14 protein-coding genes are annotated in these 17,473 nt (G+C 50.7%); 8 read left to right on the top strand and 6 right to left on the bottom strand.

Features of this window, described 5'->3' with window-relative positions:
* Positions 1-3 precede the first annotated feature (3 nt).
* The 7 genes from ACXJJX_RS05730 (at position 4) to ACXJJX_RS05760 (ending at position 10,163) form a co-directional block, all read left to right on the top strand.
* Positions 4-942: a sulfite exporter TauE/SafE family protein gene (locus ACXJJX_RS05730; RefSeq protein ID WP_456433068.1), complete on the top strand. Its 939-nt coding sequence runs from the start codon at positions 4-6 to the stop codon at positions 940-942.
* Positions 943-1,707: a TIGR02186 family protein gene (locus tag ACXJJX_RS05735; protein WP_456433070.1), complete on the top strand. Its 765-nt coding sequence runs from the start codon at positions 943-945 to the stop codon at positions 1,705-1,707. It abuts the gene before it with no gap.
* A gap of 63 nt (positions 1,708-1,770) precedes the next feature.
* On the top strand, positions 1,771-4,347 hold the full coding sequence (locus ACXJJX_RS05740) for a PEP/pyruvate-binding domain-containing protein (RefSeq protein WP_456433072.1): 2,577 nt from the start codon (positions 1,771-1,773) through the stop codon (positions 4,345-4,347).
* Positions 4,348-4,737, top strand: coding sequence for a response regulator (locus ACXJJX_RS05745; RefSeq protein ID WP_456433074.1), 390 nt, complete (start codon positions 4,348-4,350; stop codon positions 4,735-4,737).
* 12 nt (positions 4,738-4,749) lie between these two features.
* The gene (locus tag ACXJJX_RS05750; RefSeq protein ID WP_456433075.1) at positions 4,750-7,335 is read left to right on the top strand and encodes a PEP/pyruvate-binding domain-containing protein; all 2,586 of its coding nucleotides are present in this window, start codon (positions 4,750-4,752) and stop codon (positions 7,333-7,335) included.
* The gene (locus ACXJJX_RS05755) at positions 7,322-8,779 is read left to right on the top strand and encodes a HAMP domain-containing sensor histidine kinase (protein ID WP_456433076.1); all 1,458 of its coding nucleotides are present in this window, start codon (positions 7,322-7,324) and stop codon (positions 8,777-8,779) included. The genes ACXJJX_RS05750 and ACXJJX_RS05755 overlap by 14 nt, the downstream gene beginning before the upstream one ends.
* 22 nt (positions 8,780-8,801) lie before the next feature.
* On the top strand, positions 8,802-10,163 hold the full coding sequence (locus tag ACXJJX_RS05760; protein ID WP_456433078.1) for a sigma-54-dependent transcriptional regulator: 1,362 nt from the start codon (positions 8,802-8,804) through the stop codon (positions 10,161-10,163).
* On the opposite strand, the gene ACXJJX_RS05765 is transcribed toward ACXJJX_RS05760, so the two are convergent.
* Positions 10,117-10,950, bottom strand: a complete 834-nt coding sequence (locus tag ACXJJX_RS05765) for a 50S ribosomal protein L11 methyltransferase (protein WP_456433079.1) — start codon at positions 10,948-10,950, stop codon at positions 10,117-10,119. The genes ACXJJX_RS05760 and ACXJJX_RS05765 overlap by 47 nt on opposite strands.
* A gap of 91 nt (positions 10,951-11,041) precedes the next feature.
* On the opposite strand from ACXJJX_RS05765, the gene ACXJJX_RS05770 reads away from it, so the two are divergent.
* Positions 11,042-12,274 (top strand): cation diffusion facilitator family transporter, encoded by a 1,233-nt coding sequence (locus ACXJJX_RS05770; protein ID WP_456433080.1) that lies wholly within the window; start codon positions 11,042-11,044, stop codon positions 12,272-12,274.
* Here the strand turns inward: ACXJJX_RS05770 and argB are convergent.
* The 5 genes from argB to trpE are packed head-to-tail and all read right to left on the bottom strand — an operon-like array spanning position 12,271 to position 17,418.
* A complete protein-coding gene (gene argB / locus ACXJJX_RS05775) occupies positions 12,271-13,161 on the bottom strand; it encodes an acetylglutamate kinase (RefSeq protein WP_456433081.1) in 891 nt (296 codons plus the stop codon). The two genes, ACXJJX_RS05770 and argB, sit on opposite strands and share 4 nt — an antisense overlap.
* Before the next feature lie 11 nt (positions 13,162-13,172).
* On the bottom strand, positions 13,173-14,519 hold the full coding sequence (gene hslU / locus ACXJJX_RS05780) for an ATP-dependent protease ATPase subunit HslU (protein ID WP_456433083.1): 1,347 nt from the start codon (positions 14,517-14,519) through the stop codon (positions 13,173-13,175).
* Entirely contained in the window at positions 14,516-15,049 is a 534-nt protein-coding gene (gene hslV, locus ACXJJX_RS05785) for an ATP-dependent protease subunit HslV (protein WP_456433084.1), read from the bottom strand. Before hslV ends, hslU begins: the two co-directional genes overlap by 4 nt.
* Positions 15,036-15,935 (bottom strand): site-specific tyrosine recombinase/integron integrase, encoded by a 900-nt coding sequence (gene xerA / locus ACXJJX_RS05790; RefSeq protein WP_456433085.1) that lies wholly within the window; start codon positions 15,933-15,935, stop codon positions 15,036-15,038. The genes hslV and xerA overlap by 14 nt, the downstream gene beginning before the upstream one ends.
* Position 15,936: 1 nt before the next feature.
* Positions 15,937-17,418, bottom strand: coding sequence for an anthranilate synthase component I (trpE, locus tag ACXJJX_RS05795; RefSeq protein ID WP_456433086.1), 1,482 nt, complete (start codon positions 17,416-17,418; stop codon positions 15,937-15,939).
* Between the last annotated feature and the right edge of the window lie 55 nt (positions 17,419-17,473).

The raw sequence follows: 17,473 nt of genomic DNA on the forward strand, positions 1-17,473 counted from the left end.
AAAATGCATCTTTATCTACCCATTGCGCTCACCAGCGTGAACATTTTTCTGGTTGTCGGTTTGGGGCTGATGGTTGGCCTGCTTTCCGGTCTGTTTGGGGTAGGGGGAGGTTTCCTCATGACGCCGCTTCTGATCATGATTGGCATCCCTCCCACAGTGGCTGCAGCTACTGATGCCAATCAGATCGTGGCCGCTTCGGCCTCGGGAACTATTGCTCACTGGCGTCTGGGCAATGTGGACTTCAAGATGGGATTGCTCCTGCTGGTTGGGGGGTTTACTGGGGGTGCCATCGGGGTCCACATCATTAAGGTCCTAAGGGCCATGGGTAATGCTGACTTCCTCATTAAAATCACCTACGTGGTCATGCTAGGCCTGGTGGGAAGCTTTATGTTCGTGGAGAGCCTGATGGCCCTTAAAAAATCCTCCAACAATCCGGCTTCGACCACGGCTACTGCCGGAGCTACAAAGGCCTCTCCGGCCAAAAAATCATTTATCTCCCATCTGCCATTCCAGATCCACTTTGAAAAATCTGGCGTTACCCATTCGGCCATCCTTCCTGTGGCCCTGGGAGCCTTTGTTGGTATCTTGGCGGCCATTATGGGGGTTGGCGGTGGATTTCTAATGGTGCCCGTCATGCTCTATCTCCTCCGGATGCCTATGCATGTTGTCGTCGGCACCAGTCTCTTTCAGATCATGTTTACCTGTATTGAGGTCACATTTCTTCAGGCTTACACCAACCACACGGTCGATTTTATTCTGGCCATCCTTCTTTTGTTGGGTTCCACCTTTGGCGCCCAGATAGGGGCAGTCATCGGCCGGAGACTCAAAGGTGATCAGCTCAAGATCCTTCTGGCCATCATCGTCTTGGCCGTCACGGTAAAGATGCTTCTCAGTCTGATCCTTGAACCCAGCGTACTACTTGCTTACAAAGGAGGTCATTAAATGAAAGACAAGATCATCATTCTCATTTTGGCTATCCTCTTGGCCTCGGTGGCCGAGGCCCGGGCCGTAGTCTCCTGTGAGGTTGAGCCCAGTTATGTCCCCATTACCTTTTTTTACAACGGGACCAACATCAAACTCTATGGTCATGCTGATCAGAAGGTTGAATTTGTGGTCCTCATCCAGGATGAGCCCCACCGGGTGACCCTGAGGCGAAAGGGAAAGGTCAAGGGAGTTTTCTGGATGAACGTGGGGGAGATCACCTACGATCCTGTCCCCCGGGTCTATATGGTCTTTTCCTCCAAGCCCGTCTCTGAGCTGATCGAGGCTACCGATCGAGCTAAGTATGGAATTGGTTATGAGGCCCTTTCGGACAAGGTCCGAATAGAGCCTGACCCCGGCCCTGAGCGGGACCGCTGGTTTCGGGAGTTCGTCAAATTCAAAGAGAAGAATCGTCTCTACCGGGAGGATATTCAGTCTATTAAAATTGAATCCGACAGCCTCACTTCAGGCTACAACTTGATGGTTCGCTGGCCTTACCAGGCTCCCCCGGGCACCTATACGGTGAGGGTCTTCTCTGTCAAGGACGGAAAGGTGATCGATTACTGCCAGAAGGAGATCAAAGTCCAGAAAGTCGGACTCCTCAAGGCTATCTCAGATCTGGCCTTTGAAAAGGCTCCCATCTATGGGATCATAGCAATAGTGGTCGCCGTGATAGCCGGCATTGGAGTAGGAGTAATCTTTGGCGGCAAAGGTGGTGCCCACTAAACCCCCGGGCCTAAAGGGAGCGGGCTCTCCCCGCTCCCTTATAAAAAAATCTTATGAGGCGTTATGGGCCTTTTTGAACGCATAAGTGCTTTTTTCCGTCCCAAAAAGCCTGCCAAAGAGCGTCTGCCTATAAGAGTAGTCTTCTCTCGTTTCCGAGAAGTCATTGACTCCAACACCCGGGCCTTAGAGATCATTGCTGACATGGGGGACAAACTCAGTGGTGATTACATCTTTGATATGGCCTATATTCGGCGGACCACGGAAGAACTCTCTGAGGCCGTTTTTCATTCTATTCATAGCTTAAACATGCTCTGTGATAATCGCTACAGTTCCCTTTATGAGATTTTTGAGCAGATAGACGGCCGTATCCGGGCCCTTGTTGAGGGCAGGGAGGAGGAAACCCCCCTGGTGGTGGCCCTGAGGGATATCGGGCCGGAGATGAGTGATGCTGTAGGGGGTAAAATGGCCCATTTGGCTGAGATCAGAAGACACTTGGGCCTGAGAGTGCCTGAGGGCTTTGTGATTACGGCTACGGCTTATCGTCGTTTCATAAGAACTGCTGGCCTTGAGCCTCTTGTTGAGGGTTTGCGCAAGGCCCTTGAGGCGGGAGAAGAAGGACAAATAGAAGCCTCCCGCCGCCAGCTGGTTGAGGCTATTTTGGAAGCTGAGCCCGACCCAGATCTTCTAAAAGCCATGGCTGAGGCCCTTGAGGCCTATCGGTTACACCGGGGAGCTCGGCCCCTGGTAATCAGAAGTAGTGCTCAGGAAGAAGATCTTGATTTCTCCTTTGCCGGTCAGTTCGAGACCATCGTCAACGTCTTGCCCGAAGTTCAGACCTTAAGCGGAGCCTACAAGAAAGTGGTCGCCAGTCTTTTTGGAGAAAAGGCCGTGGCCTATGCCCGCCGTTCTGGGATTCCTATCTGCGATATGGCCATGGCTGTCGGTTGTCTGGAGCTTATCGTCCCCCGGGCAAGTGGAGTCATGTTTACCTTGAATCCTCAGGACCTGCGTCTTGAGACCATTCTTATTTCTTCCACCTGGGGGCTAGGGGTGGCGGTCGTCGAAGGAAGGTTTCCCACAGACCGCTTTCTTGTTTCCCGTACAGATCCCGAGCAAATTGTGGCCCGGGAGATTGCCGAAAAGGATCGCTGTATCCTCCCCGCTAGGGAAGGGATTGTTGAAAGTGATGTTCCCCCTGATTTCCGCCAGAGGCCTTCCTTGAGTGATGTGGAACTAAAATCACTGGCCCGTCTGGCCTTGACCTTGGAGAGATATTTTAAAAGGCCTCAGGATGTCGAATGGGCCATTGGTGAGGATGGTCAGCTCTATGTACTTCAGAGTCGCCCTTTGCGTTTTGATCAAAAGATCTTAGAGGTCAAGGATCTTCCAGCCCTGAAGGAGAAATATGAGCTTGTCATCGAAGGGCGAGGTGAAGTAGCCCAAGGTGGTATCGCCTCCGGGCCGGTCTTTATCATAGAGCGTCTGGAAGATCTTGACCGCTTTCCCGAAGGGGCCATCTTGGTAGCCCGCCGTGATTCTTCCCATTTCGTAAGGGTGATGCCTAAGGCCTCGGCCATCCTGACAGATATTGGTTCTCCTACCAGTCACATGGCCACTCTCTGCCGCGAGTTTCGCATTCCAGCCATTGTAGGCATGGAGGATATTACTCAACTGGTTCGTCAGGGAGAAGTCATTACCGTGGATGCCGATGATCACTGTATCTATCGTGGTCGAGTCGAGGAACTCCTTAAATTCCAGGCGGCCAGCCAACTTGATCTCTTCGAGACCAAAGAATTCAGGCTTCTTAAGAAGATACTGCGCTACGTGGCTCCCCTTAATCTAATAGATCCGCTGGTGCGCGATTTTCGCCCCGAAGCCTGCAAAACCTTCCATGATCTCCTCCGGTTTTGTCACGAAATGGCCGTTCAGGAACTGATTAACGTTGGCCGAGAAGAGGCCACCCTGCTCGATAAGAGCCTGACCAAGAAGCTCGAGATCGGTATTCCTACGGGTATCCTGGTAATTGACCTCGGCGGAGGCCTAAGGGGTGAGGCCGAAGACAAAGAGGCTGTAGGTCTTGAAGATATAGATTGTCTGCCTTTTCGGGCCGTTCTGGAGGGAATGCTGGAGCCCGGGGTCTGGCAGACCCAGGCGGTCCAGATGAAGATGCGAGATTTCCTCTCAAGCATGCTAAAGACTCCAGAGCTCGAGGCTCCCCGCTACGTGGGAGATAACATAGCGGTAATATCTACCTATTACTTAAATCTCAGCTTAAGATTTGGATATCATTTCAATATTTTAGATACTTATTGCTCGCCTGCCGTCAGGGAGAACCACATCTATTTCCGATTTATTGGTGGGGCTGCAGATGTTGTCAAAAGAGGAAGACGCATCCAACTGATCCATAAAATATTGACCTATCATGACTTTAACATTGTGACCAAAGGTGATCTCCTGGTCGCCAGGCTGGCTAATCTTCCCCAGTCAGAGATAATGGATCTTCTGAAGATGATCGGCCGGCTCATTGGCTTTACTCGCCAGCTGGATGTCCTCATGGACAATGATCTCATTGTGGAGGAGGCTTACCAGAAGTTTCTGGCCAGAGACTACGACCTTTTTGGCGTCACAAAGGAGCACTAGATGGCCACGGGAAAATACAGACTGATGATCATCGACGACGAACCCATTGTGGGCAAGAGATTAAAGCTTGTCTTTGAGAAGATGGGCTACAAGGTGGAGGTTTTCACCAGTGGTCAGGAGGCCTTAAGACGCCTTGAAGAAGGCCCTTTTGATATTGTCGTCACTGACCTCAAGATGGACATCGATGGGATGGAGGTCTTTGAAAGGGCAAAAAAACTTAATCCTCGGGCCAAGGTGATCATCATCACCGGCTACGCCGATGCTGACAGTGCCCGCAAGGCCTTCCAGGAGGGAGTTTTCGACTTCATCCCCAAGCCGTTTCGTCTAGATGATTTAAAGAAGGCCGTCTTTCGGGCCCTGGCTGAGCTTGAGAAGGTTAATCAAACCTAGGTTTTTTAGAGAATGGATTGGATAAGAATATGGGATGAAGGCCTCAAGAGGATAAAGACCTTCTTTGGTCGGACGGGGAGACAGCCGGCCTATGATCCGGAATTTGTGCGAGAGCTCATCCGAAGCGGGGGGCAGCTTAAAAGAAAATACGCTGATTTTAAAAGGATCGTTGCTGAAAATGATCAACTTCTTGACATTATGGCTGAGCTATCCGACAGGTCTTCTCTGGCCCTCCTTGATCCGGACTATTTAAGCTACAAAATAGAACAGCTTCTTGATCATACCCTGGCCTTTATCGAGGCCCTAAACAGCCTTTCCGGTCAGAAATATCTCTGGCTTTATGATGTCTTTGAAAGGATCAATGATCAGCTATCAGAGGCCCTCGAGGTCTTGAGACAGGAAGCCCCCCAACGTTATGTCTATTTCCTTGATGAGATCGACTTGGAGTCCTCTTATGAGGTCGGGGCCAAAGCGGCCTCTCTGGCTGAGGCCCGAAAGGCCTTAGGATTGAGTACTCCTTATGGTTTTGTGGTCGGCACTAAAGGCTTTAAAGATTTCCTGGACTACAATCAACTCCGCTCCTTCATAGAAGAGAGGCTCTCCGGTCTAAGCCTCAAAGAAAGCGAAAGGGTCCGGGAGGCGGCCAAAGAGATCGAAGAAGCCATCCTCCAGGCCCAGCTTCCAGATGATCTCTTGGCCGCTTTGGAAGAGGGGGTTAGCAAGGTAGGAGCTTCCTTTTGGGCGGTAAGATCTAGTGCTTTAGGTGAGGATGGCCGGGAATCCTTTGCCGGCCAGTTTCTCTCCAGGTTAAACGTCCCGTCCCGAGAGGTTCCCCGAGCCTATTTGGAGGTGGTGGCCAGCCTTTATGGGGAACGGGCCATCTTTTATCGTCTGGCCAAAGGTCTGAGGGTTACCGAGGCCCTCATGGCCGTTTTGGTTCTGGAGATGATCGACGCCAGGGTCTCTGGGGTCCTCTACACCCTCAATCCCTCGAGACCGACGGCCGATGAGATGTTGATCTCTTCTCTGTGGGGACTTGGGAAGCTGGCCGTCGGTGGGGATATCCATCCGGATATCTTTATTTTAGATCGGGCCTCGGGGCGCCTTAAAGAGAAGCGCATATCATCTAAAGCCAAGATGGCCGTCCTCAGAGAAGGAGGCGGGATCAAGGAGATTGCCGTCCCCGAGGAACAGAGGAATTGTTCCAGTCTCAAGGAAGATGATCTTTCCCGCCTTTATCAACTGGCCCTTATCCTTGAGGAACATTTTCACTCTCCTCAGGATGTGGAGTGGTGCCTTGATCACAAAGGCTGGATCTATCTTCTCCAGACAAGGCCCCTTGAGGCCCGGGCGGCTGTTACTCTAAGGCCTTCTGTCTCAAAGGCTCCAGTTTTCTCTGGCCAGGTCGTCTCTCCTGGGGCGGCCTCAGGGCCTCTATATCTACTTAAAGGGAAGATTGATTTAGAAGACATACCTCGTGGGGCCATTCTGGTGGTGGTCAACATGGACCCTGAGCTGGCCAAAATTGTCCCCAGACTGGGGGGGCTCATTGCCTTAAAAGGGGGGCCTACTACCCATCTGGCCACTATCCTCAGAGAGTTTGGAGTTCCGGCCATAGTCCTCTCAGGGGTCAGCCTAAAGGAATTTAAGGAAGGAGAGATAGTTACCCTTGATGCTATCAAGGGTCGGATCTTTTCAGGCCGGGTGGAGGAGATCCTCAAGGCCCAGAAAGAGTTACTTATTCTTCAAAAGGCCATCCAACTCTCCTCCATTGAAGGAGTTCGAAGGGTCCTTGAGCTCATTCTTCCTTTGTCTCTTGGCAGTATTCCCGAAGAAGGAAGGCTTTCTCCCAAGGAGATAAAGACTGTTCATGATATCGTCCGCTTTATCCACGAGGTCTCGGTACGGGAGATGTTTGGGATGAGTTCAGAGGCCCCGGTCAGCATTGCCCACATCCTTCGTTCTCCCCGGGTCCCCATAGTTTTCTATATTATAGACATTGAGGGTGGTCTTGACCCCCGGGCGGCCTTTAGAAAGGAGATTTCCATCAATGATATTCGTTCTCTGCCCTTTTTGGCCCTCTGGCGGGGCATGACCCATGAAGGGGTCAGCTGGACCGGTGCTGTAGAGTTTGATCTAGGTGGCTTTGTCTCCGTGGTCTCCCGCTCTTTTGTCAAGACGAAAGACCTCTCTGGTAAGGCCTACGCCCTCATCAGTCGGGAGTATCTTAACTTCCATAGCCATCTGGCCTACCACTTTGCGGTGGTTGATTCATTCTGTAGCGAAAAGACGCTGGCCAGCAACTATGTAGCCTTTCGCTTTCAAGGGGGTGGGGCCGGGCTTGAGGGGCGTCTGCGCCGAGTAACCATTCTCCAGGAGATTCTCAACAATCTTGGCTTTCGAGTAGATACAAGGGGAGATAGAATTATGGCGGTCTTCCGAGGAGGGAGTCTTGAAGAGACCGAAGAGGCCCTTGATCAGCTCGGTCGCCTAATGGCCTATGTCCGCCAGATGGACATGGCCGCCACTGACGAGGAAGCCGTCAAAAAATATGTCCGGGCCTTTTTAGAGGAGGACTATTCCGTTGTCCAGCGATGAAAAAGGGACCAGGCCTCGCTTTTCTTTCTGGGAGGCTCTGGTCCCGGCAACCATCAAAAAGAAGATAATTCTTATTGTCATTACTCTTTATGGTTTGATGCTTCTGGTTGTTCTGGCCAGTTATGGAGCTATACGTAAGATAGACCAAAAAGTCTATTATATGAGCCTTTTTGATAAGATAGATCGTCAGATACTAGAAGTTCGTCGCTATGAGAAAACGTACCTTCTTTATCGAAACAAAGCAGATCTTATCTATGCTCTTGATTATTTGGTGGAAATAGAATGGGAGATAAAGGCTCATTCTGATGAATTTGCTAAACTAGGAATTAAGGATTCCCTTATCAAATTAGACTATCTTCTTAAGAAATATGATACCCTTATTACTGGTCTTCTGGAGAGAGGTGGCAGAAACAAAAAACTCGAATGGGAGATCAGAAGAGAGGGGCGTAAGATAACAAATTTATTTGAGAATATTAGAGGGGTGGCTATAAGTAGATTAAATGAAGATATTCAATTTTATTCATCAGTTCCTATTATTATTTTTCTTATTGTCCTTATTGTCATTGCTTTTACAGCCTATTTTATGTCTAAATGGATACTGGAACCCATTGAATATGTAACCTTGAGGGCCAAAGAAATATCAGCTGGTAATCTTAGACATATTCCCAAGTGCGAAGGTTTCTTTTTTAGGTGTCAAGAATGTGATCAGTTGATCGATGCCCTTAATAAGATGTTAGATGCTATAAATGCCAAGCAGGAACAGCTAATCCAAGCCACTAAGATGGCAGCCATAGGGACAGCCCTTTCAGGGATTGCCCATGAGATAAATAATCCTTTAAATAATATTTTTTTGACTACAGAAGTAATTATGGAAAATATCGATAACCTTAGCAAAGAAGAGCTTCTAGAAATGTTGCAAGATATTTATAATGAAGGAGAGAGGGCCAAAGAGATCGTCGGACACCTTCTGGAGTTCTCACGCTCCAAAAAACAACTCCAGATGGAACAGGTGGACCTTAACAAACTGATTGAAGAGGCCCTGAGGATCATGACTAACCAGATTAAGATGGCCGGAGTGGAGCTGGAAACTGATCTGCCTTCAAAAAGCTTGATTATTCTAGGAAACTTCAATCAGCTCCAGCAGGTTCTGATAAACATCATTGTCAATGCCCTTCAGGCCATGCCCCAAGGGGGACGTTTGCAGATAAAGCTTTATCAAGAAGATGGCCAGGCCGTGATAGAGATTTCGGACACCGGCTGTGGTATCCCTGAGGAGCTCAAGGAGAAGATCTTCGATCCTTTCTTTACCACTAAAGAAAAGGGCACCGGCTTGGGCCTTTCTGTCTCTTATAGTATTGTTAAAAAGCACAAAGGTGACATCTGGGTAGAGAGTAAACCTGGCCAGGGGACGACCTTTAAGATAATTTTACCCTTATGGGAGTAAAAATGTCTTAAGGCTAAGAACTATGGCGGACAAAGACGTAGCTTCCATCAAGATAGTCATTATTGATGATGACGCCATGACCTGTCGACGTTTGAAGACAGCCCTTTCAGGTTGGGGCTATGAGGTGGAGACCTTCACCGAAGGGATAAAGGGGCTCAAATATATTGAAGATAACCTTTGCCATTTGGTCATCAGTGATATCAAACTAAAAGATATTGATGGAATGCTCCTTCTTGAGGAGATCAAGAACATCTGCTCGGCCCTGCCCATAATTCTTATTACTGGTTATGCTTCCATTTCTGGGGCGGTTGAGGCCACTAAGAAGGGGGCCTATTACTATCTTCCTAAGCCCTTTCATCTTCAACAGTTAAGAGAGGTCATCGAGAAGGCCTTGGCTGAAGCGCCTGGTTTTGAGGCCTGTGAAGAACGACTCAATCTCAGACGTCGCAAGCGTTTTGCCGGAATCATCGGCGACACTCCGGCCATGCGGCAGGTCTTTGAGACCATTCTCAAGGTAGCTCCCCTTGATTGTAATGTCCTTATTGAGGGAGAGTCGGGTACCGGTAAAGAGCTTATTGCTCGGGCCATCCATCGGTTAAGTTCCCGGAAGGACAATCCCTTTGTGGCCTTTAATTGTGGGGCCCTGAGTGAGGACTTGGCCGCCAATGACCTCTTTGGTCATGAAAAAGAGGCCTTCACTGGAGCCATCAGTACCCGGATAGGTCTCCTGGAGGCGGCCAACGGAGGGACCCTTTTCCTGGATGAGGTTGGCGAATGTCCCATGTCGCTCCAGGTAAAGCTCCTGAGGGTTATTCAGGAACGGCAGTTTTATCGCTTAGGCGGGACCAAACCGGTCGATGTAGACATTCGTATCATTGCGGCCACCAACAAGGATCTGCGCAAAATGGTCGAAAAGGGCCGTTTCCGGGAAGACCTTTATTTCCGCTTTAACGTGGTTAACATCAAGGTGCCCCCCCTTCGGGAGCGTCGAGAGGATATTCCGGCTCTTGTCCTCTACTTCCTTGACCGCTACAACAGAAAGTTCCGCAAGGAAGTCCAAAAGGTCTCCCCCGCCTTTATGAAGGCCCTTCTAAACTATTCCTTTCCGGGCAATGTCCGGGAGCTTGAAAACATTATTGAGCAGGCAGTTGCCCTTTCAGATAAAAAGATGCTTGAGGTCGAGGATCTCCCGGCCGACCTCCGCCTTATTGAAAAGAGCCATCACAGTACCCAACTTCTACCCCTCAAGGAGTATGAAAGACAATACATCAGTAGCATTCTTCACCTTACCGGATTCAACCAGAAGGAGGCGGCCAAGATCCTGGGGATTTCCCGGACTACTCTCTGGCGGAAGATGAAAAGCATGGAGCTTGACAACGCCTAAGAATCGCAGCCAGCCAACCTTTGAGGCCATACTCCTTAATAAGCCTAAAAGGAGAAAAACATTTCAGGATCTCTTGGCGATGTTTCTCCCGGAAGCCGGAGATGACCAGGTAGCCTCTGGTAAGCCTAGAAAGTTTGGGGGCACTGGTAACCAGAACAGCAGGGACGAGGTTGGCGACCACCAGCTGGAATTCTCCCCTGATGGCCGAAAGATATCCGGCTAAGGGAATAATGGCCCCTTGTTCCCGATTAAGAAGAAAGTTTTCTCTAGCCTCCTTGATGGCCAAAAGGTTCGGTTCCAGGGCAACGATAATCCTGGCTCCAAGTCTTCTGGCTACTAAGGCTAGAATTCCTGTACCGGTGCCGACATCAAGGACCATTTGCCCTTCCAGGGGGGCTAGATCCCTTAGAGCGGCAGCGGCCAGCTTCGTGCTTGGATGAATTCCGCTGCCAAAGGCCTGTCCTCTCCTAAGATAGATGTCAGCCGGCCTTTGGAAGTCAAAGGAGACGCAGAGACCAGCCAAGTTAAAGGGGTTTTTTTGCGGCGGATTAACCAGCCTTGTCTCCACCTCGAGCTCAGGATAGCCGGACATACACCGAGAGATCTTCTCAAGGATGGTCTGGTCTAGAGGATAAAGACACTTGATGACCGGTGGGTCTTCTTTAATCCACTTCGGAGGAGGTAGACTTTTTAAGACCCTTCGGGCCATGGCCAAAGGAGATAGGGAGAGCAGAAGACCTTCTACAGGTTCTTCAGGGCAGAATTCTCCAAAGAAGAAATCTTCCATTATTAGTTTTTCCGATAAAATGCTTAATCAAGATTTAAATTTTTAGCCAAAAAGCTCTAGAATCTATTATCTCTTAACTAAAAATTGTCCTATGGAGGCGACATTTAAAAAATATCAGAGAATAGACCGGGGGCGAAAGGCCTCTCTAATTATGGCCCGCTTAGCCCTAATCTCTGCCCTCATCAATCTCCTATTGGCCTTCTCCAAGTATTTTTTTGGCAAGCTCACTGGGAGTCTGGCCTTGAAGGCCGATGCCCTTCATTCGGCGGCCGATGTGGTCTGCTCCCTGACTATTTGGGCCGGGATCAAGATCTCCACCCGGCGGAGTCGAAATTTTCCCTACGGGCTCTATAAAGTAGAGAATCTAGCGGCCTTGGCAGCGGCCTTTTTCATCTTTTATGCCGCCTACGAGATCATCAAAGAAAGCCTAAGGCTCCAAACCCCTACCCAACTAGAATACCTTCCCTGGGCCATTTTGGGGGTTTTGCTTATGGCAGTGGTAACTTTTTTCTTTTCTAAATATGAGTATCGTTTAGCCAAGCTCACCGGAAGCCCCTCCCTTGAGGCCGACGCCAAACATACTTTTACAGAGCTTCTCTCGGCTGCGGTCATTCTTGTTGGTCTTCTGGGGAGTCTTACTCCTTTTAAGTTTACGGATAAACTGGCGGCCCTCTTTGTAGCCATGGTTATTATCCACTTGGGCTGGGGGATACTTAGAGACTCCATTAAGGTCCTCCTTGAGGCTTCGGTTGATTCAAAGACCCTTTCGGGGATCATCTCCCTCATCCGGGCTCACCCGGAGATAGTCTCCATTAAAAGCCTTCTGGGGCGCCAGGCCGGGCGCTTTAAGCTCATTGAGGCCGAGATCATCCTTGATTGTGAGAGTCTTGAAGAGGCCCACGCCTTGGTTACTGCTATAGAGGAAGAGATCTACCAACGTTTCCCGGATATAGACCGGGTCTTTATCCATTTTGAGCCCCGGCCCCGAGAGGAAGTCATTGTGGCCATTCCGGTGGATGAAGAAGGGGCTAAGGTGATGGAACATTTTGGCTGTGCCCCGGCCTTTCTCCTGGTCTATTTAGATTGTAAAGACGGGCAGAAGATCAAAGAAAAAAGACTGATTTCAAACCCTCAGATAGATTCTAGCCGGAAAAAGGGGGTCAAGACAGCCGAGTTCTTGGCTGGATTAGGGGTTAATCGTCTCCTGTTAAAAAAGTGTCCAGAGTCTTCTGGGGCCTTCTACGCCTTGAAGGCCCTGAAGATCGAGGTTATCTGTCGGCCATCCTTTGAGCTTGCAACCCTGGAGAGAACCCCCCTTTGTTAAGGGACTATTTGAGTTCCTATTCCCTGATCAGTGAAGATCTCCAGCAAGATGGCGTGAGGCACGCGGCCATCGATGATGTGGGCCTTTTTGACTCCTTTTGATAAGGCCTTACGGGCACTTTTAAGCTTAGGAATCATTCCCCCTTGGGCCACTTTGGTCTCAATGAGGCCTTCGACTTCTTTGAGGCTTAGGCTGGGGATAAGACGTCCGGCTTCATCAAGTAGCCCTTCGACGTCGGTAAGGTAAATGACCTTTTCGGCGGCGAGTTCTCCTGCCACGGCTCCAGCCACGAGGTCAGCATTGATGTTGTAAGCTACCCCTTCTGGTCCCACTCCTACTGGGGCAATTACGGGGATAAACCCCCCTTTCTCCAAAGTTTTAAGCACCTCGGGGTTTACCCTACAGACCTTGCCCACTCGGCCAATGTCGATAATCTCTGGCGGTCGATCAGAGCCAGTGTAGCGGTAGATCTTCATCTTTTCGGCCTGGATAAGATCCCCATCCCGGCCAGAGAGCCCCACGGCCCGTCCACCGTGGCGGTTTATGAGACCGACGATCTCTTTGTTTACTGTGCCTACTAAGACCATCTCCACTACACTCATCGTCTCTTCATCTGTTACCCGTTGCCCTTCAATAAATACCGGTCTAATCCCCATGCGCTCCATCATCTGGCTAATCTGGGGGCCACCGCCATGGACAATAACCGGATTGATGCCCACGTACTTCATGAGGACAATGTCCTGAGCAAAAGCCTCCTTGAGGGCCGGATCCACCATAGCATGGCCTCCATATTTGATGACCACAGTCCTTCCGTAGAAGGCCCTGATATAGGGGAGGGCCTCGATAAGAAGGGCGGCCTGCTGTCTGGCAGTCTCCTGCTGGTCCATAGACTTCTCCTTTAGAGAATGAACCGAGAAAGGTCTTCGTCCTTAACGATGTCGGCTAATTTTTCTCTCACATAGCTGGCAGTAATGGGCACCTTGGTGGGGGCGATATCTGGAGCCGTAAAGGAGATCTCCTCAAGAAGTTTTTCCAGCATAGTATGAAGCCTGCGGGCCCCAATGTTTTCTGTCCGCTGGTTGACTTCATAGGCCAGCCTGGCAATCTCGGCAATGGCCTCTTCCTGGAACTCCAGTTCCACCCCCTCGGTGGCCAAAAGGGCCTTGTACTGTTTGATGAGAGCATTTTCTGGTTCGGTGAGGATCCGGACAAAATCCTTTTGGCTGAGGGGCTTGAGCTCTACCCGGATAGGAAAACGTCCCTGGAGTTCAGGGATAAGATCCGAGGGTTTGGCTACATGGAAGGCCCCGCTGGCGATAAAAAGAATGTGATCCGTGCGGACTAAACCGTATTTGGTATTCACCGTGGTTCCTTCCACAATGGGTAACAGATCTCGCTGGACACCCTCACGGGAGACATCCGGTCCGTGGCCGGAGGGGCCGCTGGCGATCTTATCGATCTCATCGATAAAAATAATCCCACTTTGTTCCACCCGCCGGATGGCCATCTGGACGACTTTTTCCATGTCGATCAACTTGGCGGCCTCTTCTTCGGTGAGGATCTCCAAGGCCTCTGGTATACGCACCCGACGTCTTTTGGGTCTTTTGGGAAAGAGGTTACCCATCATGTCTCGGAGTTGTTGTTCGATATCCTCAAGGCCGGCAGCGGCAAAGACCTCAATCATGGGGGCCGCCTTCTGGGTGACTTCAAGCTCCACATAACGGTCATCCAGCTTGCCTTCATGGAGCATCTTTCGGAAACGCTCTCTGGTCTCGCTGGTCTCGGTGGGGCTCTCCGGGGATCCCAGCCTTCGGGGGGGAATGAGGAGATCAAGGAGCCTTTCTTCGGCCAGATGGCGGGCCTTTTCTCGGACCCTAGTCTGCTCTTCGGCCTTGACCATTTCTACAGCCAGATGGGTGAGGTCTCTGATCATGGATTCTACGTCTCGGCCGACATATCCCACCTCAGTGAACTTGGTGGCCTCGACCTTAAGGAAAGGGGACTGGGCCAGACGAGCCAGCCGACGAGCGATCTCTGTCTTCCCCACTCCTGTAGGACCGATCATGATAATGTTTTTTGGGGCGATTTCATCGCGAAGAGGTGGCGGAACCTGCTGACGTCGCCAACGGTTACGTAAGGCTACGGCTACGGCCCTTTTGGCCTCATCTTGGCCGATAATGAACTTATCCAGCTCTTTTACGATTTGCTGCGGCGTAAGGGGAGTTTTTTCTTCCAGGGCTTTCATAGTTCCTCCAGAACCGTCTCCCGATTGGTGTAGATACAGATGGAGGCGGCAATATCAAGGGCTGTCTCGGCAATCTGGCGGGCAGAAAGGTCTGTGTGTTTAAGGAGGGCCTTGGCAGCGGCCAAGGCAAAAGGACCACCCGAGCCGATAGCCAGGACATCTTCATCGGGTTCAATGATATCTCCAGCTCCAGAGATAAGGAGTAGATGATCCTGATCAGCGGCAATGAGAAAGGCCTCCAGTCGTCTCAGGATTCGGTCTGTTCGCCAGTCTTTGGCTAGTTCCACTGCCGCTCGGACAAGATTGCCGGCATATTGCTCCAGCTTGGCCTCCAGCTTTTCAAAAAGGGTGAGGGCATCTGCTGTTCCCCCGGCGAATCCTACCAGGACCCGATCGTGATAGAGGCGGCGGACCTTACGGGCTCGGTGTTTAATGACGGTATTACCAAGGCTTACTTGTCCATCGGCAGCCAAAACCGTTTGACCATCACGGCGGACAGCAATGACCGTTGTTCCCTTAATCCTTTCCATCTTTCTCCTTCCTTGCCCGAGGATGGGCATCATCATATATGGCCATAAGATGCCTAAGGTCAAGATGGGTATAACGTTGAGTAGTGGCAAGGCTTGAGTGGCCAAGCATCTCCTGAATGGCCCTAAGATCGGCCCCTCCCTCAAGGAGATGGGTGGCATAAGAGTGGCGAAGTAGATGCGGATGGAGGGGGCGATGAATACCGGCCTGGCGGCCTCGTTTTCTGACTAACCGGTGGATGCTTCGGGCACTAAGACGCCTGCCCCGACAATTGAGGAAAAGGGCCCTTTCTTTGGGGTCTTTAAGATAAAGCCCTCTTTCTTTAAGCCAGTCCTTAAGGGCCTTTTGGGCCGTCTTGCCTAAAGGGACAAGTCTTTCCTTGCCTCCTTTGCCATAAACCCTGACCAGCCCAGGCTCAAAGGAGATATCTTCAAGGTTGAGTCCAGAGACCTCAGAGACCCTAAGTCCTGTGCCATATAAGAGTTCCAGGATGGCCTGATCTCGGAGGGAAAAGCGTCTTTGTTTTTTTTCTGGGTGATCAAGGAGGGCAAAGACTTCATCTACAGTGAGATACCCGGGCAGGGAACGTCTTTGACGGGGAAGTTTTAGACCTCGGGCCGGGTTATGAGAGATTACCCTTCGCCTCCGCAGAAAAGAGAAGAAGGACTTCAGGGTTGCCGCTCGCCGCATGACTGTGGCCCGACTATGGTCCATGAGCTCTCGGGCCAGAAAGGCCCGGAGGTCTTTTTCGCCAATGGCTTCTATCTTGGGCCAGCCAAGGCTTGCGCCCAGATGGTTTAGGTCCCCCTGATAGGCTCTGATGGTCTCTGGAGAGGCATTCCTCTCAGCGGCCAAGTATTCCAGGAAAAGCCTAAGGGCTCCTCTCATTTTAGGATAGATCCGTCTGGGCCAGTTCAATCGCCTTAAGCATTCCCTTGCCCTTGTTAATGGTCTCTAGGTATTCCCGTTCAGGGATGGAATCGGCCACTATTCCCGCACCGGTCTGGAGGTAGAGCCGATCGGCCTTCTGAAAGAGGGTCCGAATAGTGATGCAAAAATCCATATTTCCCGAAAAACCGAAGTATCCTACTGCCCCGGCATAAGGCCCTCGGCGACTGGCCTCAAGCTCTTCGATTATTTCCATGGCTCGTATCTTTGGGGCCCCGGTGACAGTGCCAGCAGGGAAACAGGCCGAGAGGACGTCGAACATGTCATATCCTTCAGCCAGCTCTCCCTCAACCCCAGAGACCAGATGCATCACGTGGGAGTAGCGTTCTATGACCATTAGTTCATAGACCCGAACCGAACCAAACTTGGCCACCCGACCAACGTCATTGCGCCCCAAATCAACCAGCATCAGGTGCTCGGCTCGTTCTTTGGGATCAGCTAGGAGGTCGGCGGCCAAGATCTCGTCCTCCTCTTGACTTTGGCCCCGGGGTCTGGTGCCGGCGATGGGACGGACTTCAATCCTTTTCCCCTCAAGACGGACCAGGATCTCTGGAGAAGAGCCAATAAGGGTCTCATCTCCCAACCTGAGGAAGAAGAGATATGGTGAAGGATTGATCTTCCTTAAGGCTCGGTAAAGGTCAAAGGATCTCAGGTGACTTTGCCCAGAAAAACGTTGGGATAAGACCACCTGGATGATATCTCCGGCTCGGATATATTCTTTGGCCTGCTTGACCATCTTCTCAAAACGTTCCTTGGGAATCTCGGGGGTGAGGACGGTCCTGGCTTTGCTTTTCTCTGGCGAAGGATAGATGAGGGGGGCTTTTAAACGTCTTAAAGTGGCTTCAATTTCCGAGACAGCCTTCTTATAGACTGCTTCTGCCAGCTGGGGATCAGCTACTCGGGCTCCATAGATGATAAAAAGGCTGTGTCGAAGGTTGTCGTGAACCAGGAGGATCTCTGGAAACATGAAATGAGACTCCCAGAATCCCATTTCATCGGGGAGCTCTTCCGGAAGACGCTCCATGAACCGGACCATATCATAGCCTAAAAAACCAACTGCTCCTCCGAAGAACCGGGGCAGTTCGGGAAAATGGGCCACTTTGATCTGGGCAAAAATCCCCCTTAGGGCCTTAAGGGGATTGACGTCTTCGAGCCGTCTTTCGCCATTCAGGTCAAGGATGGAGACGGTCTGGCCGCGGCTGCGAAAAATGAGGGCAGGAGAAAGACCGATAAAGCTGTAGCGCCCCCATTTTTCTCCACCCTCGAGGCTTTCTAGAAGAAAGGCGTAGGGCCCGGTGGCCAGTTTGTGGAAAAGAGAGATGGGGGTCTCAAAGTCCACCAATACCTCTCGCCAGACCGGAATGTAATTGAACTTTTGGGCTAGTTGTAAAAAGGTCTTTAGGTCCGGAACGTAATGGCTCATTGCTTACCTCTCTTGATTCTCGGCAGGATATATGCTCGATAAGAGTTGTCAAGAA

Source organism: Thermosulfuriphilus sp., from assembly GCF_054026695.1.

Excerpts from the sequence above, each read along its gene's own strand:
- ACXJJX_RS05730 (WP_456433068.1), top strand. The coding sequence starts at position 4 with ATGCATCTTTATCTACCCATTGCGCTCACCAGCGTGAACATTTTTCTG.
- ACXJJX_RS05735 (WP_456433070.1), top strand. The coding sequence starts at position 943 with ATGAAAGACAAGATCATCATTCTCATTTTGGCTATCCTCTTGGCCTCG.
- ACXJJX_RS05740 (WP_456433072.1), top strand. The coding sequence starts at position 1,771 with ATGGGCCTTTTTGAACGCATAAGTGCTTTTTTCCGTCCCAAAAAGCCT.
- ACXJJX_RS05745 (WP_456433074.1), top strand. The coding sequence starts at position 4,348 with ATGGCCACGGGAAAATACAGACTGATGATCATCGACGACGAACCCATT.
- ACXJJX_RS05750 (WP_456433075.1), top strand. The coding sequence starts at position 4,750 with ATGGATTGGATAAGAATATGGGATGAAGGCCTCAAGAGGATAAAGACC.
- ACXJJX_RS05760 (WP_456433078.1), top strand. The coding sequence starts at position 8,802 with ATGGCGGACAAAGACGTAGCTTCCATCAAGATAGTCATTATTGATGAT.
- ACXJJX_RS05765 (WP_456433079.1), bottom strand. The coding sequence starts at position 10,950 with ATGGAAGATTTCTTCTTTGGAGAATTCTGCCCTGAAGAACCTGTAGAA.
- ACXJJX_RS05770 (WP_456433080.1), top strand. The coding sequence starts at position 11,042 with ATGGAGGCGACATTTAAAAAATATCAGAGAATAGACCGGGGGCGAAAG.
- argB (WP_456433081.1), bottom strand. The coding sequence starts at position 13,161 with ATGGACCAGCAGGAGACTGCCAGACAGCAGGCCGCCCTTCTTATCGAG.
- hslU (WP_456433083.1), bottom strand. The coding sequence starts at position 14,519 with ATGAAAGCCCTGGAAGAAAAAACTCCCCTTACGCCGCAGCAAATCGTA.
- hslV (WP_456433084.1), bottom strand. The coding sequence starts at position 15,049 with ATGGAAAGGATTAAGGGAACAACGGTCATTGCTGTCCGCCGTGATGGT.
- xerA (WP_456433085.1), bottom strand. The coding sequence starts at position 15,935 with ATGAGAGGAGCCCTTAGGCTTTTCCTGGAATACTTGGCCGCTGAGAGG.
- trpE (WP_456433086.1), bottom strand. The coding sequence starts at position 17,418 with ATGAGCCATTACGTTCCGGACCTAAAGACCTTTTTACAACTAGCCCAA.